We start from the raw sequence: 14,647 nt of genomic DNA, 5'->3' as shown, positions 1-14,647 counted from the left end.
TCAGGCGTGCAGCGCTGAAACCCCATGTGGATAACCGGGTCTAGTCGCAAGCCCAAACGGCTTCCCTTTATGGGTCAGAACAGCGTGCTTTGCTGCTCCCCTGCAAACGCGTCCGGCACCCTTACTTGACCATTATGCTGTAGTGCTGCCGAAACCTGCTCGGCATAGCGCCGTGCCAGCGTTGGTGCCTGCCGATTGTCAGGAGTATGCACAAACAGGAAAGGGGTTTTCCCCTGACTTATCCACAGGGCAAGCCGATCGACCCACGGCGCAAACAACTGATCATTGATCTGATCCTCAAAATGGCCGATAAAGCGCACGATAGGCCGCGACCCCGTAGCGATCACATGCAGCGGGCGTTTGGGTTTCTCCTGCTGTGCCTTCCACAGGGCCGAACCGGGAGCCCCCGGATTCGTCATTACCGGCCTAACATCCAGCATGACACGGTCAGCGTTGTGAGTTATCAACAGACGATTGAACGCTCGCTCCGCGTCGCCTTTGGCAAAGAAATCAAACGACCGTGGTTCAACGGCACAGGGAATATGGGCAGGCCACTGCACCAGCAGGCGCTCAAGATCAATCATGGCTTCCTGACCCAGGTCGCGCGGCAACTGAACCATGACTGGCCCGAGGCGAGGCCCCAACAGACTCAACCGTTCAAGAAAGCGCTCAATATCGGCCTCGCAGTCACGCAGACGCTTTTCATGTGTGATGAAAGCGGGCAGCTTGAAACAAAAGCGAAACGACTCGGGCGTCTGAGCAGCCCAGACCCGCACGGTCTCTTCCTTGGGAATACCGCTGTAGAACGTCGTATTGCCTTCCACAGCATCGAAAGCCGCAGCGTAGTCGGGCAGACTTTCCGTCATCGCCGTGTGCGGCGTATAGAGGCTTCCTTTCCAATCAGGATTGGCCCACATGGCCAGACCGAGATGAAGCTGCGGCGTGTTCTTGTGCATTACCGACGGAATCCTTGTCATACCCATGGGTCATAGAAAAGCGTAGCGAAACTTACCCTCTGTAAAAACCGCATTGCAAATGCTGGAACAGAGGGCCGTCGAGTCTCTACACTACGCAACGTCCGCCTTTCATCATTGCGAGAGATGCCCCGCCATCCCATCGCAATCATTTACGTATTGAAACGAGGTCTGTCGTGCGTTCGCTTCGCTATCTGCGCTCTCTGATGTCTTTTGGTCATCTGCTGTTCGCAGGCCTACTGGTAACGGCCTGCAGCTCGACAGCACCTCGCCCATCCACACCCCAGAACACGGCTTACGTGCCGGGTCTGCGCACCGATGCCGGTAGTGGCTCGGCACTGACGCGCTGGCGCACGGAAGACTGGCAGCAGCTCCCCGGCTGGTCGGAGCATCAAGCACAGTCAGCATGGCAACCGTTCCTGCAAAGCTGCAAAGCACTGGGCAAGCAGCGTGACTGGCAGCAGGTGTGCATGGACGCTCAACGCATGAACGCAGCCAATGCCAGCGAACTACAGCGCTTCTTCGAAGAACGGTTCCGGCCATGGCACCTGACCAACGACGATGGATCTACAACCGGGCTGATCACGGGATATTACGAGCCCGTGCTGCGCGGTTCTCTGACACGCCACGGCCCTTATCAGACGCCGGTCTATCGCTATCCACATGGCATCGCCAGCACTCAGGTCAACAAACCACGTGCACACCTGATGAAGCAGCCATTCCTCAAAGGGCGAGAACTAGTATGGGTGGACGATCCTGTTGATGTGGCCTATCTGCAGGTGCAGGGCTCTGGACGTGTCAGGCTGGAAGATGGCCGCATGATTCGCGTGGGCTTTGCGGGCACCAACAACCTTCCCTTCCGTTCCTTCGCACGCTGGCTGCTCGATCGTCATCAGATCACCGCCGACCAAGCCACGATCAAAGGCATCAAGCAATGGGCACATGCCCACCCTCAGCAAGTCGATGACATGCTCAATGCCAACCCGCGCGTCGTCTTCTTCCGCGAGATGCCTGCTGTCGATGAATCGACCGGACCCACTGGCGCGCTGGGCGTTCCTCTAACGCCGGAACACAGCATCGCCGTTGACCCCTCGCATGTACCACTGGGCGCCCCGGTGTTTCTGTCGACCACGCGTCCGCTGTCCAATGAACCGATCCAAAAACTGGTTATCGCTCAAGATACCGGCAGTGCCATCAAAGGCACTGTTCGTGCTGACTACTTCTGGGGCCTAGGCGATGCCGCGGGAGAAACCGCTGGGCGCATGAAGCAGCGCGGTGAAATGTGGGTACTGCTGCCTCGCCACATGGGATCAGGACAGCTCTACTCGGCGCGTGGATAGTCTTTTTGCTCTTCTCTCTGACCGTGCATACGGCCAGAATGCTTCGCTTTCTTGATTCAGGTGATACGCTTTATGGCAGGGCCGCTCACCGGAACGGTGAGCCTTTGGGTTTCATGGCGTAGAACGAACAGGGACGATCGACATATGAAGTGGCAACGCGGCAGACGCAGCAGCAATATCGAAGATGAACGCAGCAACGGCTCAAGCGGCGGCGGCATGCGCTTAAGCGGTGGCAAGATCAGTATCGCGGGGATCGTACTGGTGGTGGCCTTCGGCCTGATCACCAAACAGGACCCGATGCAGATTCTCAGCCAAGTTCTGGGACAGATCGGCGGCAACGGTGGCAACGTAGCGACACAATCGAATACGTCGTCGACCACACCGAGCCAAGTCGATCACAGCCGCGACGAGTTCATCAGTACGGTGCTGGGCGATACCGAAGACACCTGGACAGAAATCTTCAAGCAGCAGGGCAAGACGTACCAGCCCCCGAAACTGGTCTTGTTCAGTGGCAGCGTCTCTTCTGGCTGTGGCTATGCTTCCGCCGCAGTCGGCCCATTCTACTGCCCTGCCGATCAAAAGCTGTATCTTGATACCTCCTTCTTCGCAGAAATGAAGTCACGCTTTAAGGTGGGCACCGACTTCGCTCAAGCCTATGTCATCGCACATGAGGTGGGGCACCACGTACAGCACCTGACCGGTATCGACCGCCAAGTTACGCAGGCCGAACGTCAAGGCGCTGCGCGCGAGGGGGCCAACGGGCTTTCCGTGCGCCAGGAACTGCAAGCTGACTGCTATGCCGGCGTATGGGGTCATCAGGCCGAAAGCCGCTACAACTGGCTCGAACCGGGCGAGATCGAAGATGCCTTGAAGGCAGCCGACGCCATCGGCGACGACAACCTTCAGCGTCAAGGACAGGGCCGCGTCGTACCCGACAGCTTCACGCACGGCACGGCCGAACAGCGTGTACGCTGGTTCAAGGTCGGCTTCGACAGTGGTGATATGGCACGTTGCGATACCTTCTCTGCCAAACAGCTTTGACCGCCTAGCCCTCGAGACATGCATGCGGCCCAGCGAGCACTCGGCTGCAACGGTCATGGCCGCAAGGCCATCGGACAGGCACTGAGGGAAGCGCGTATTCCCAAGCAGTCTGTCCATGCGGCATCCTGAATCAAGCCCTTGCGTACTGTTATTACGCGAGGGCTTTTTCTCTTGATGAACGCATTATTTATTTTCTTATTGGCTCGTTCATTTCCACGTAGAACATGACCCAACGCATAAGCTGCCTTAGAAAATATCCGCCCAGCACGCCACTTACTCATTCTGATGACACCCCCAAAGAATGGGATTTTATCTGTCATAACAGCCATATAAATATTAACAAAGGTTTTAAAAGCGTTTGCAACGCAGTATGTTGCCCTCTAAGTAACCGATCTCCCAGAAATGGGATCGGCATCATTGCGTCTATGGAACTCAAGGTTCTATGACGAAGCAAGCACCAAGACGGCTATTCATGGCCTGCAAAATGCCTTTTTATATTTAGGAGATCAGGGGTGTCAGAAGCAACGTGGTATTGTTCCTAGCGAAGTAAAGCATTTTTAACAGGTTAACTGGCCGTGACCACCTGCATTCCACGTGGTATTTATTAGCATGAGCAGGTGTCTTTCTAGGAAAGACGCGATCACCAATATTCAATAACACATTGAATAATGAAAAATAACGCCGCTTTTTGCGTTTGTTTCACGTGAAACGAAACACCCCCACCACGGCACCCATTGCAGGGCACCATGACGGGGATGCTATCGCTGATACGTATGAATCAGCGGCCTCAGGCCAACGACGCCACCATGACAGCCTTGATGGTATGTAGGCGGTTTTCAGCCTGATCGAAGACGATGCTGGCCGGTGACTCGAACACGTCTTCTGTCACTTCAACGCCATCCCCAAATTCTGGGTAACGCGCAGCTACCTGACGCCCAACGGCCGTTTCTTGGTTGTGATACGCCGGCAGGCAGTGCATGAACTTCACGCGCGGGTTATCAGCTGCCGCCATCAGCGCGGCATCAACGCGATACGGGCGCAGTAGAGCGATACGTTCATCCCATACTTCTGCCGGTTCACCCATCGACACCCAAATGTCGGTATGTACGAAATCGACGCCTTTGACAGCCGCCTGAGCATCTTCGGTCAGAGTGATTCGCGCACCGCTGTCACGTGCAAACGCCTGACACTCTTCAACGAAACCGTCATCCGGCCACAGCGCCTTCGGCGCAGCAATGCGTACATCCATACCCAGCTTGGCACCGATCATCAGCAGTGAGCGCCCCATGTTGTAGCGCGCATCGCCCAGATAAACGTAGCTGATCTGATGCAGCGGTTTATCGCTGTGCTCAATCATGGTCAGCACATCGGCCAGCATCTGTGTTGGGTGGAATTCAGCTGTCAGGCCGTTGAATACCGGCACGCCCGCGTATTCCGCCAGCATTTCGACCGTAATTTGATCGGCACCGCGGAACTCAATGGCATCGAACATGCGGCCCAGCACACGTGCGGTATCGCTGATCGACTCCTTGTGGCCCATCTGCGAAGAGGACGAGTCGATATAGGTCACGTGAGCGCCCTGATCTTTGGCAGCCACTTCGAAGGCACAGCGCGTGCGCGTCGAGGTCTTTTCAAAGATCAGCGCAATTTGCTTGCCCTGTAGCCGTGGCTGTTCAGTACCTGCTCGTCGTGCACGCTTGAGCTCTGCAGAAAGATCTATCAGATAGCGGATTTCTTCGGGAGTGTGCCGCATAAGACTCAAAAGATGACGCTGACTCAGGTTGAACGCCATGGTCAATACCCTCGCTTGGGTTGATGGAAGAATTTAGAAGGAAAGATCCAGACTAGCAGCATTATGCGGATTACAGAAATGGACAGCTCGCCACAGGTTCCATATCCCATTCACCATGACGGCCCTTCCGCAGCCAATGCACAGCGATTGGTATATTTATGTTATTGATCAATCGGCATGATGCACACCGTTACCAATTCACCACACCATCACTACGCACTCGCGTTTACACCGAGACGTAGCGTTTCCTAATATAAGAGAACATTGGTCGACTGCATCATATGAGGATGCGTTGGCTTTATTCGTAGGATGGTTATGGTCATGAACAGAATTGATGAACTGCTGGAGTGGCTGCGCACGGCAAGTGACAACGACATCGAGCAGACAGGAGTCAGCCGAAACTATCTTCGCCTCGTCGCTTACGGCCACAAGCGGCCTTCAGCGCGAGTGGCAACAAGCCTAGAGCAACTTTCGGGCAAGGAGATCACACGCCAGATGCTTCGCCCGGACGACTGGGAAATCATCTGGCCCGAACTGGTCAGGCCGCCTCGCTATTAAGCGCATTGACGTGGTACTAGGATGTTCCACGTGGCAGTTTGGGCAAGGATGCCCTTTTCACGTGGCAATATTCCACCCTGATAATGTTTCACGTGAAACATGTCATAGCCCTCTGCCGCCGTGATACGGTTCCGGCACACGCTCTACTCATGCTTATCCCCACGTGGTAAAAGCGCCACGATATCGGCACCGTTCGCCAGCAGCGGCTTGACCGTGATCTTATAGATATCCGCATCAAAGTGATCGTCGACCTGCCAGTGTCCTTGCTGCGCACGTGCCAGCGAGTCAAAGCTTCCTAGATAGCGCCAGTGATTTAACACGTGGTACGTCGTCATATCGCCATGCTGCTCGCACAGCGCCACCGGGCCGTCATAGGGCCACATCACCACGTGGTAATCCGTCAGTGCCAGCAGTAACCGCTCTCGGTGTTCGACAAGGCTTTCCTTCCCTTGACACGCACCGCGGCACTTACCGATGCTCGCCCGGAAACAGCCTCGCTGACGCACTAGCGAGTCCAGTCCCATGACGCCGAGGCACAGCTGGTGTTCGTCTGCGAGTGCCAATAGCACGTCTCGCGCCTTCTTCTGGTTTTTGAACAGCCCATATACTCGCGGATCACGCCCATAGTCGATGCGCTGTGACGGTTCGATCTGCACTTTCCCAGCGTCATCCACCACGATGGAACTCAACGTGCCTTGGCGCCGCAGGCGTCGATTGAACAGCGGCTGGCGCTGCTTGATCAGCCTCGCCTCCAGCAGCAACGCACTGATCTCCCCAGCCGTGCAGTGAAACGCAATGCGCCGCGTCTGATGCAGCAGACGCGCCTCACTCTTGTTGCGCAGATGAGCATTCAGCCGGGAACGCAGATTGACGCTTTTACCAATATACAACGGCACCCGCTCGTCCTCCCCCAGAAACAGGTATACCCCGGGTGCCATCGGGGCCTGCTGAACGTCGGTGCGCAGATGCTCGGGGTATTGATAGGGAAGGTGGCGAACGCGTGAGGTTGTGTCCATGACGGAAGGCGTAGGCTCCGGAAATAGGGAAGGCTGGAGGCTTCATCATAACGCAGCCCTGTATATCTGTTCAGCCCGAATATTGGAGTGCAATGTTGCGTGGTTTTGACCTGATGAGCTAAACCTATACCCACATTGACCGTATTGCCCGCTGTTACACCCTCGTGCAGGGCCTATCTCAAGGAAGGAGATCGCAGACAATGAAGAAGATCCATAACGCCGGTATCGCGCTGACCGTATTCGGACTTCTGGGAGGAGCTTCCCTATCCGCACTGGCACTCGATGACACCGCCACCCCATTGCCCTCTCTGCATGAGCGCATTCAGCGCAGCATGAACAGCACACATCAGAGCTATGAAGAGGTCAAGGCATCCTCGCAGAAAGCGTGGGATGCACAGCCTGCCAGCGACAGAGCCGCAGCGACGGCATCCGTCACCGCGGCCAACGTGCGTTCGGGCGCTAGCAAAGCCATTGACGAGGCCAGCCAGAAAGCGGACCAGCTCAAAGACGAGTCCGCCGAAGCCGCTCAGAAGCTGCAGGACAAAGCGGCTGAAATGAAGCAGCAGGCAGAAGAGACATATCAGAAACAGACCTCCGGAGACACCAGTGACGCTGCCCGCGAAAAAGCAGAAGCTGCACGAAAAAGCGCGCGTGAAGAGGCTGACCGCCTGAACGAGAAAGCGGCAGACCTGAAACAGCAGGGTGCAGAAAAAGCCAGTGATGCGAAGGACAAAGCCGCTGAGCTGAGAGACCGGGCGGCAGATGCTGTCAGCAATGGCAAAGACACCACGGCCGAACAGAGCCGCAGCACTACGGACACCCTCAAGGAAAAGGCACACGACGTATCTGAAAGTGTTCAGGAAAAAGCGTCTGAGCTGAAAACCGAAAGCGGTCATCTGTGGGACAAAACTAAGGAAGGCACTAGCAAAGCGGCAAGCAGCGTCAAGGAGCACGCCTCTGACGCTTACGACAGCGCCAGCCAGAAAGCTTCCGAATGGAAGGATAAAGCGGTCAACGCTGCCGAAAAATAGGCCACGCCCGTTCGCTTTGCATAAAAAGCCGCTGCTTCGTGAAGCAGCGGCTTTCTTATACCGCTCAGAAAACTCAGAAAAGAGGGTGTGGATAAGTTCACTCCTGACACCTTGACCACGTTCCGTCACGGCGGCGAAGAAATATTAGCAAATCACCGATCAATCATGCGCCATGCGAAGGTCGCCGCCATCCAAGCATTCCATGGATCACTAGAACGTGCACGACATAAGCACGAATCGTCGTACGAGCGGTCTTAAAATGCAGCAACCAACCCTTTCATTTTTAAAAATTCGATACGACTACCGTTCCTGACGTTCATTGTCATATCACTTATAGGCCTTCTTTATTCCCTTCCATCTTTGTGCTCAGCGCCAAGCGACCCATTCTTTAATATCTAGATTTAGCGAGGTTTTCACGAAATTTTAGCGATTTTGTTTACTATTAAGATAAAGAAACCGCAAAAATTAACGGTAGAGACGGTCCTTTCAAAGCGCTATTCTGCTTACACTAAATGCTTTACCCAAACTTAAAATCTTTCATGACCTGTACTTTTTCGGGCAAAGTACAGGTTGACCTGTACTTTAGATCAGGTTATTATTCACCACGTAGTGTCATTAGTCATCATGATCCTTGCTGGCCAATAGCATTCTGTGATTGATCGGGTTCCTTGCCGCCCTGCACAGGCGGCTTTTCTGAACGATACGATCGTCACACCTTCCATCGCTCCATGCAGATTGGCAGCAGGGAACTCTTCCGGTGATTACTGGTCTTCTAAACAGAGCATGCGTTGTATTCTCTGTTCTTCTCAAAGACATCCCTGCTTGATACCCGCCATCCCCCTAGGCGGGTTTTTTTTTGCCCATATCCAGCCCATTTCCCATGACGCAGATGCCATACCATGCGCGATTGTGGTAGGTCCGCATGCCTGTGCCGCTTATACTTGTGGGTTCTTCCTTTTTAACGGCATTAGGTAATACCGCTATGGGCACGGCATCTGACACCCCTCGTGGCCGCGAGGTCATGCGAGGCTTGAAGAACTCGGTTGCGATGCAGATCGGCTTCATCCCCTTCGCCCTAGTGCTTGGCGCACAGGCGGTCCAGAAAGGCTTGCATCCCGCAGAGGTTTCACTGATGACGGGGCTCAACTTCGCCGGCGGCTCCGAGTTCGCCGCCATTGCCCTGTGGACCTCTCCTCCTCATCTGTTGCTGATCGCTGCTATCACGCTCCTGATCAACAGTCGCCATGTACTGATGGGCGCTGCACTGGCGCCTTTCATTCGTCACCTATCAAAGCGAAAGGCACTGGCCGTGCTCTTTTTCATGTGTGATGAAAGCTGGGCCATGGCATTGACCGATGCCCGCAAGCGCACGGCCACTCAGGGACGACAGGCACTATCCGTACCCTACTACGCGGGGGTATCCGCCGGCCTGTACCTGTCATGGGTCATCTTCACGACCATCGGAGGGTTACTGGGTCCGATCATGGACGACGTGCACGCGCTCGGCTTTGACATGGCCTTTCCGGCCGTGTTCCTAGTACTGATACGCGGCATGTGGAAAGGCATGCGGGCTGTGATACCGTGGGGCGTCAGCCTGGGCGTCGCCATACTGACCTATCTCTTCATTCCCGGTAGCTGGTACGTTGCCAGTGGTGCATGCGCGGGCCTACTGACGGCGTGGCTAATGGCGAAGGAGAACGCTTCATGCTGATGACCTGCCTTACCATCGTAGTCATGGCCCTGATGACCTACCTGACGCGCATTGCGGGTTACCTTGTCTTCCGCAATATCGAAATGGGGCAACGTACCCGGCAGGTAATGGAAGCCGCGCCGGGGTGCGTACTTATCGCCGTCATTGCCCCACATTTTGCGACAGGGCGTCTGGCAGATATGCTCGCGCTGGCGATTACAATCGCAGCAGCCAGCCGCTTCCCATTGCTGGTAACCGTACTGGCGGGGGTAGTCTCTGCCGGTATTCTGCGCTGGCTCCTTCCTTTGTAGGAGTCACAAGACAAAGCACCATGAACGCGGTCTTTTGTTCGGACATAAAAAACGCCGCCAAGCACAGCGACTGTGCTTGGCGGCGTTCTTGCGTCATGAAGAGCGACGTTATCTCAACACTCAGGCCTTCAGTGCGTGAACCGTACCTACATAGCTTTCGATGACGTGATATCCCGTAGTGGATTTGATCGGGCCACGGGTGCCTGAATATTCTTCAGGCAGATTTTCTGGGAAGAAGTGCTCCAGCACACGCGCCATGACCGACAGCACACGCTCGTCACCGGCCAGCGCCAGCGCACGAATGCGTTCGAGACTGACCCAGATGCGCGCGGTACGATCCAGCGGGCGCGTTTCGGCATCCAGCGGGAACGCCACCATCTCCGGCTCAAATTCACGCCAAGCGATCTCTTCTGCCGCTGCCGCCAGACGCATTGGGTCAAGGCGGCGATAGTTCAGCCCCAGATTGCTGTTCAGGCTCAGCAGCGACGACCACTCGTAGTTATGGCCGAGGTCGTACTCGAGGATAGTGTTCTGTCCGTCGATACGTTCGGCCAGCATGCCACGCACGTCATCCCAGAAATGGTTATCAACGTGCTCAAGCAGGGCGTTGGCCTTGTGACGAAGCTCGGCGTGATCAGAAAGCTGCAAGCGCAAGGCAATGGCTTCGAACAGGTGCATGCCAGCATTCAGTTCAGAGAAGTCGCCGCCTTCACGCGGTTGGAAGATGGAAGCCGTCGGGATGGCCAGAATGGCATCTTCGGTAACGGTCATGTCCGCATCCAGTGCGGCCTTATCCAACACGCTGGGGTCGTCCAGTAGACCATCTAGGTAGTGCAGCTGCACTTGGGCATTGAGCAGAAACGCCAGTTCGTACATGGCCGCACCGTCGTTGGTCGGCACTGGCGCATAGGCCGGCTGGCCGTTCAGCGTGCAGGGGGTAAGGTAGTGCTGGCGTGTGGACTGATAGATATCTACCGCACGGGCTGCTGCCGCTCGGTCACCGAACTCACGCGCCATATGCGCGTTATAGATGATGCCGCGCGTCTGGCACAGCTGACGGGGTGCTTTGGTGTTCTCACCGTGGGCGACGAACTCGGGCACGCGCCCTTCGTCGTCGATGCTAGTCGCCAGCGCGGTGTTATAGGTCGTCAGGATATCGCGAAAGCGGGAAAACAGAGCCTGTGCATCGTGCATGGAATCTACCCCATTGCAGACAGTAGTCGAAGGATCGATGGCCATGCGCACGGCACGGCCGTATAACGCGACACACTAGCACGAATCGCGCACTATCGCCGCACCGACCGTGAGCGCGGCCTGTCGACTCATACCGCGTCTACGTGGCGACCGTAGACCAGCTCGACCATCGTGATGGCGGAACGGATGATTTCGGCATCCTGTGCGGGCAACGCGCCTTTGTTACGACCGTGCTCGTTCAGCTGCACGATCATGGCAAGCGATTCGAGCGCATCTTCAAGTGAACTGGACAGCGCTTGGTGATCCGGCGTCAGCAGCGGCGCCAGGCTAGAAATGGAAGATGACATGTATACCCTCTTATCAGAATGAGCGACGCGCCAACGCATGGGAAATACAGCGCCGAGTTCGTTCTTCTCGTTCTTCTTATCGCTACTGGGGAAGACAGGCGATCGCCTGCTGAGTTCTTACAAGTTTACGAAAGGGTCTGAAAGATCAAATTGCAAATATGCAGGAAAAAACCCTGTTGAACGGCCTTTCAAGAACACTGTTCGCATTTGTATTACGACCATTAGTCAGCCCTTCTTTACCCTGAAAGCTGCATTTATTTAGCTGTTTTCAAAGCAACTCCGTCAATTGTAAGCAGTGAGGACACATCGCGGGCCACAGCTATTCCTTTCTTTTACATGAAGATACATTTCGGAGGGCATATTGCTGACGTATGGCCTATTGTTGGCAGCCTGTCTTTAAAGTCAGTGCACAAATGTCAGCACCTTTTCTACGCTTTTCATTTGGGTAACCGTTCATGCCATTGTGTGGCACCCGGTGCTCTTGACTCGAACTGCTGGTAGCAAGGAGGCATGCCATGCACTCTACCTCTCACGTGCTCGATCGCCGTGATCGTGAACGCACTCATCACGCCATTCGACATACGCTGTTTCAGATCTATCTGCTGATGGTGGTGCCGGTGACCTGCCTGCTGGCCATGACCTATTTCCGCACCTATCTGGAGTGGATCAGCCGCAATGAACTCAACGGCTCCCCGCTAATGGTCAGTGTCCAGATCCTGTCACTGATGTATATCGTGGCCTCCGTAATCTGCGGGTTGGGCGTACTGTTTCACCAGCCGTGGGCGCAGAAGGTCACTCAGAACTTCCTGCTGCTGTCCGTGCTGTACCCGCTGAGCATCTACCTGCTGCAGATGAAAACCCTGCACTGGCACCTGCATTCTCCCTTCATCGGTTTCGTGTGGGTATTGGTACCTGCGTTGGTGAACTGCGCCATCTGGACCATGCATGCCCGCAGTGAACACCACATGCAGATCGACTACTGCTTGGAGTGCCGCAAGCAGCGTCACGCCCAAGAAGCGCACTGAAAACTTCCACGATTGGCAGCATGACATTATGCCAATGCTGTACCAGTATGAAGGGTGATTCACATCGCTTGAGAAGGTAGCCCCTTCACAGCAACAAGGAGAGTGTCATGAGCATGGAAGAACTGAAAGGTAAAGCTCAGGAAGCCGCTGGACGCGTACAGAAAGCAGCAGGTGACGCGTTCGACAACAATGAATGTCGCCTCAAAGGGCAGCTTCGCCAAGGGGCTGGTCGCATCCAGTCTCAGTACGGTGAAGCCGTAGACCGAGTGCGCGACTTCGCCCAAGACAAACCGCTCCAAGCGCTGGGTATTGCGGCTCTGGCAGGCTGGGTCATCGGTCGCGTTCTGAAACGCTGATCGTGCGCAAGCAGCGATGAAGTTCCCAAGCCCCTTGCTTCGGCAAGGGGCTTTTTTATGGTGATCACGGGCGGACTGATAAACAGCGCAGCCGTCTCACCTTCGCTCGACATAAGGGGGACGACACGCGTCCACCTTGCACCCCTTTCGGGCACGGTCCTCGGTCGTGAATGTCGGCAATGGCATGTTGCGTTCAACGCTACAACACTCCATGCTCGCGTCTATGTAGCATAAATTATCTTTTACACTTCTTATTGTTTTAATAAGCTGCCCAATATATTGTTTCAGGCTCGATCTAAAATAAATATAACCACCTGATAGTATAAAGCGTTATGAATAGCACTATCAGAACGTACAGGCCTGCTTCCCTTAAAATAAACTTCGTCACCAAACGACCATATTTATAAAGAGAAGCCTATTGGTGACACTTGATAACATTAATTATGTACGCATTTTGGTGAGTTATGTCTAGATTTCTCCCTGTCACGCAGACAGGGCGGCAGCACGGTTGAGTGTGCTGCCGCCATATAAACCAATTGATAACAAGAAAAATAAGAGGATCTTCACATGGCTGCTATTACGAAAACGACCAGCGCTACCAATAGCGCGGCCACTATTTCTCACTGGACCCGCGAACAGGCTCTCAGCTTCAAACCCACCGAAGCGAATACCTTTCCGGAATTCGATAACACCAAAATCCAAGCGTTCATGGAAGGGTTCGATATCTGGGATTCATGGTTCGCTCTGGACGAAAACGGTGATCTGGCTTCCATAGAAGGGTTTCGTGTGCTGTGCGCACTGGGGCTGAAACAGGCCGACAATCGCAAAATCGCACGCATCAACTATTTCTACTCCAAAGACGGCCACTCCTTCATTCCGGGCGGCCTGCTGTTCCCACGTCGCCTCTTCAGCGACATTCAGGAATGGAGCGGCTCTACACTGCTTCGCAATGATGGCCGAGTGCAGACGTTCTACACCACAGCAATGGGCCACACTCGTGATGGCATCTGGCAGACGTTCCAGCGCTTGGCCACGGCCATCCAGCGTCCGTCGGTCAAGGATGGGGTACTGACTTTCTCGGCCCCGGAATACCACGACCTTCTGCTTGAACCGGACGGTGTCTTCTACCAGAACGTGGATCAGGCCGACGATGCAGAACTACGCATGCCGACCCTCCACAACCGCAGCTACGGCAATGATCAGGTCAATAATCTCTGCTTCCGCGACCCCTTCTTCTTCAAGGACCCGGCAACGCAGAAAAACTACCTGCTGTTCGAAGCCAATACGGGTCCCCGTAACGATGCGGAAGGTACCGTACGCCGCGATTACATCGGCAGCGACGACTTCGAGGCGAACTATCGTCCTACCGTGGATGATCTGAAGGCCAACGGCTGCGTCGGCGTAGCGGAATTCACTGATGATCAGTACACCAAGCTCAGCCTGTTACCGCCGATCCTGACCTCGAACCTGATCACGGATGAAATCGAACGTGTCACCCTGATCTACCGTGACAGCAGCTACTATCTGTTCTGCGTCACCCACGGTAACAAGATGACCATTCTGGATGACACCTTCATCAACCGCGACATGATGCTGGGCTTCAAGGCATCGTCCATGTTCGGCCCTTATGCCCCGCTCAACGGTAGCGGTGTGGTCGTGCAGCAGAAGTCAGAAGGAGCCATGTACACCGCACAGGCAAGCAACTATCAGTACGTCTACTCATGGAACGTACTGCCGGACCTGTCCGTGCTGAGCTACGCCAACTACTCCTATTCGGCAGCGGAAGACCGGATGCTCTACACGAAAACCGTTGGGCCACGTATCCACCTCAGCCTGCAGGGTACGCAGACCGAAATCACAGGACTGGACTATGGGTTCGTGCTGAAGACGGCAACGCAGGAAGCTCAGGATACCGATGAGCCTGTCGATGAAAGCGATGTATAAGGCCATCGCCGTTTTTGACATTTGAATA

General features: G+C 55.0%; 14 protein-coding genes. 9 read left to right on the top strand and 5 right to left on the bottom strand.

The features are described 5' to 3' along the window. Positions 1–74: 74 nt before the first annotated feature. Complete coding sequence (locus ACMHYW_RS00365; RefSeq protein WP_414500414.1) at positions 75–956, bottom strand: DUF72 domain-containing protein; 882 nt, start codon at positions 954–956, stop codon at positions 75–77. Positions 957–1,150: 194 nt separating this feature from the next. Here ACMHYW_RS00365 and ACMHYW_RS00360 point away from each other — a divergent pair, with 194 nt between their 5' ends. Continuing rightward, a complete protein-coding gene (locus ACMHYW_RS00360) occupies positions 1,151–2,314 on the top strand; it encodes a murein transglycosylase A (RefSeq protein ID WP_414500413.1) in 1,164 nt (387 codons plus the stop codon). A 144-nt stretch (positions 2,315–2,458) separates the two neighbouring features. Continuing rightward, the gene (locus ACMHYW_RS00355; RefSeq protein WP_414500412.1) at positions 2,459–3,355 is read left to right on the top strand and encodes a neutral zinc metallopeptidase; all 897 of its coding nucleotides are present in this window, start codon (positions 2,459–2,461) and stop codon (positions 3,353–3,355) included. 787 nt (positions 3,356–4,142) lie between these two features. On the opposite strand, the gene ACMHYW_RS00350 is transcribed toward ACMHYW_RS00355, so the two are convergent. Then, positions 4,143–5,147 carry an ornithine carbamoyltransferase gene (locus ACMHYW_RS00350; RefSeq protein WP_414500411.1) on the bottom strand — a complete coding sequence of 335 codons (1,005 nt, stop codon included), beginning with the start codon at positions 5,145–5,147 and terminating at the stop codon, positions 4,143–4,145. Between the two features lie 321 nt (positions 5,148–5,468). Here ACMHYW_RS00350 and ACMHYW_RS00345 point away from each other — a divergent pair, with 321 nt between their 5' ends. Continuing rightward, positions 5,469–5,705 carry a transcriptional regulator gene (locus ACMHYW_RS00345; RefSeq protein WP_051523661.1) on the top strand — a complete coding sequence of 79 codons (237 nt, stop codon included), beginning with the start codon at positions 5,469–5,471 and terminating at the stop codon, positions 5,703–5,705. 143 nt (positions 5,706–5,848) lie between these two features. Here the strand turns inward: ACMHYW_RS00345 and ACMHYW_RS00340 are convergent, their stop codons facing one another. Beyond that, a complete protein-coding gene (locus tag ACMHYW_RS00340; protein WP_414500410.1) occupies positions 5,849–6,721 on the bottom strand; it encodes a GIY-YIG nuclease family protein in 873 nt (290 codons plus the stop codon). 200 nt (positions 6,722–6,921) lie between these two features. Here ACMHYW_RS00340 and ACMHYW_RS00335 point away from each other — a divergent pair, with 200 nt between their 5' ends. From ACMHYW_RS00335 to ACMHYW_RS00325, 3 genes are all read left to right on the top strand, one after another. Next, entirely contained in the window at positions 6,922–7,752 is an 831-nt protein-coding gene (locus ACMHYW_RS00335; RefSeq protein ID WP_414500409.1) for a hypothetical protein, read from the top strand. Between the two features lie 982 nt (positions 7,753–8,734). Further along, complete coding sequence (locus ACMHYW_RS00330; protein WP_414500408.1) at positions 8,735–9,463, top strand: AzlC family ABC transporter permease; 729 nt, start codon at positions 8,735–8,737, stop codon at positions 9,461–9,463. Then, a complete protein-coding gene (locus ACMHYW_RS00325; RefSeq protein ID WP_414500407.1) occupies positions 9,457–9,753 on the top strand; it encodes an AzlD family protein in 297 nt (98 codons plus the stop codon). Before ACMHYW_RS00330 ends, ACMHYW_RS00325 begins: the two co-directional genes overlap by 7 nt. A 120-nt stretch (positions 9,754–9,873) precedes the next feature. Here ACMHYW_RS00325 and ACMHYW_RS00320 read toward each other — a convergent pair whose 3' ends face one another. Together ACMHYW_RS00320 and ACMHYW_RS00315 are read right to left on the bottom strand one after the other, a co-directional pair. Continuing rightward, on the bottom strand, positions 9,874–10,947 hold the full coding sequence (locus ACMHYW_RS00320; RefSeq protein WP_414500406.1) for an AGE family epimerase/isomerase: 1,074 nt from the start codon (positions 10,945–10,947) through the stop codon (positions 9,874–9,876). Between the two features lie 128 nt (positions 10,948–11,075). Continuing rightward, positions 11,076–11,294 carry a hypothetical protein gene (locus ACMHYW_RS00315; RefSeq protein WP_027704403.1) on the bottom strand — a complete coding sequence of 73 codons (219 nt, stop codon included), beginning with the start codon at positions 11,292–11,294 and terminating at the stop codon, positions 11,076–11,078. A 515-nt stretch (positions 11,295–11,809) separates the two neighbouring features. Here ACMHYW_RS00315 and ACMHYW_RS00310 point away from each other — a divergent pair. The 3 genes from ACMHYW_RS00310 (at position 11,810) to ACMHYW_RS00300 (ending at position 14,619) form a co-directional block, all read left to right on the top strand. Next, positions 11,810–12,319 carry a hypothetical protein gene (locus tag ACMHYW_RS00310; RefSeq protein ID WP_414500405.1) on the top strand — a complete coding sequence of 170 codons (510 nt, stop codon included), beginning with the start codon at positions 11,810–11,812 and terminating at the stop codon, positions 12,317–12,319. 107 nt (positions 12,320–12,426) lie between these two features. Beyond that, positions 12,427–12,675: a CsbD family protein gene (locus tag ACMHYW_RS00305; RefSeq protein WP_414500404.1), complete on the top strand. Its 249-nt coding sequence runs from the start codon at positions 12,427–12,429 to the stop codon at positions 12,673–12,675. A 567-nt stretch (positions 12,676–13,242) separates the two neighbouring features. Then, positions 13,243–14,619, top strand: a complete 1,377-nt coding sequence (locus ACMHYW_RS00300; protein WP_414500403.1) for a glycoside hydrolase family 68 protein — start codon at positions 13,243–13,245, stop codon at positions 14,617–14,619. Positions 14,620–14,647 lie beyond the last annotated feature (28 nt).

The organism is Zymobacter sp. IVIA_12111.31 C1 (assembly GCF_047495495.1).
GTDB lineage: Bacteria > Pseudomonadota > Gammaproteobacteria > Pseudomonadales > Halomonadaceae > Zymobacter.
This window is presented reverse-complemented; position numbering and strand designations above follow the sequence as displayed.

What these genes read in the sequence shown, in the direction of transcription:
- ACMHYW_RS00345 (WP_051523661.1), top strand. Translation starts at nt 5,469, where the DNA reads ATGAACAGAATTGATGAACTGCTGGAGTGGCTGCGCACGGCAAGTGAC.
- ACMHYW_RS00325 (WP_414500407.1), top strand. Translation starts at nt 9,457, where the DNA reads ATGCTGATGACCTGCCTTACCATCGTAGTCATGGCCCTGATGACCTAC.
- ACMHYW_RS00310 (WP_414500405.1), top strand. Translation starts at nt 11,810, where the DNA reads ATGCACTCTACCTCTCACGTGCTCGATCGCCGTGATCGTGAACGCACT.
- ACMHYW_RS00300 (WP_414500403.1), top strand. Translation starts at nt 13,243, where the DNA reads ATGGCTGCTATTACGAAAACGACCAGCGCTACCAATAGCGCGGCCACT.
- ACMHYW_RS00315 (WP_027704403.1), bottom strand. Translation starts at nt 11,294, where the DNA reads ATGTCATCTTCCATTTCTAGCCTGGCGCCGCTGCTGACGCCGGATCAC.
- ACMHYW_RS00320 (WP_414500406.1), bottom strand. Translation starts at nt 10,947, where the DNA reads ATGCACGATGCACAGGCTCTGTTTTCCCGCTTTCGCGATATCCTGACG.
- ACMHYW_RS00335 (WP_414500409.1), top strand. Translation starts at nt 6,922, where the DNA reads ATGAAGAAGATCCATAACGCCGGTATCGCGCTGACCGTATTCGGACTT.
- ACMHYW_RS00350 (WP_414500411.1), bottom strand. Translation starts at nt 5,147, where the DNA reads ATGGCGTTCAACCTGAGTCAGCGTCATCTTTTGAGTCTTATGCGGCAC.
- ACMHYW_RS00365 (WP_414500414.1), bottom strand. Translation starts at nt 956, where the DNA reads ATGCACAAGAACACGCCGCAGCTTCATCTCGGTCTGGCCATGTGGGCC.
- ACMHYW_RS00330 (WP_414500408.1), top strand. Translation starts at nt 8,735, where the DNA reads ATGGGCACGGCATCTGACACCCCTCGTGGCCGCGAGGTCATGCGAGGC.
- ACMHYW_RS00340 (WP_414500410.1), bottom strand. Translation starts at nt 6,721, where the DNA reads ATGGACACAACCTCACGCGTTCGCCACCTTCCCTATCAATACCCCGAG.
- ACMHYW_RS00355 (WP_414500412.1), top strand. Translation starts at nt 2,459, where the DNA reads ATGAAGTGGCAACGCGGCAGACGCAGCAGCAATATCGAAGATGAACGC.
- ACMHYW_RS00305 (WP_414500404.1), top strand. Translation starts at nt 12,427, where the DNA reads ATGAGCATGGAAGAACTGAAAGGTAAAGCTCAGGAAGCCGCTGGACGC.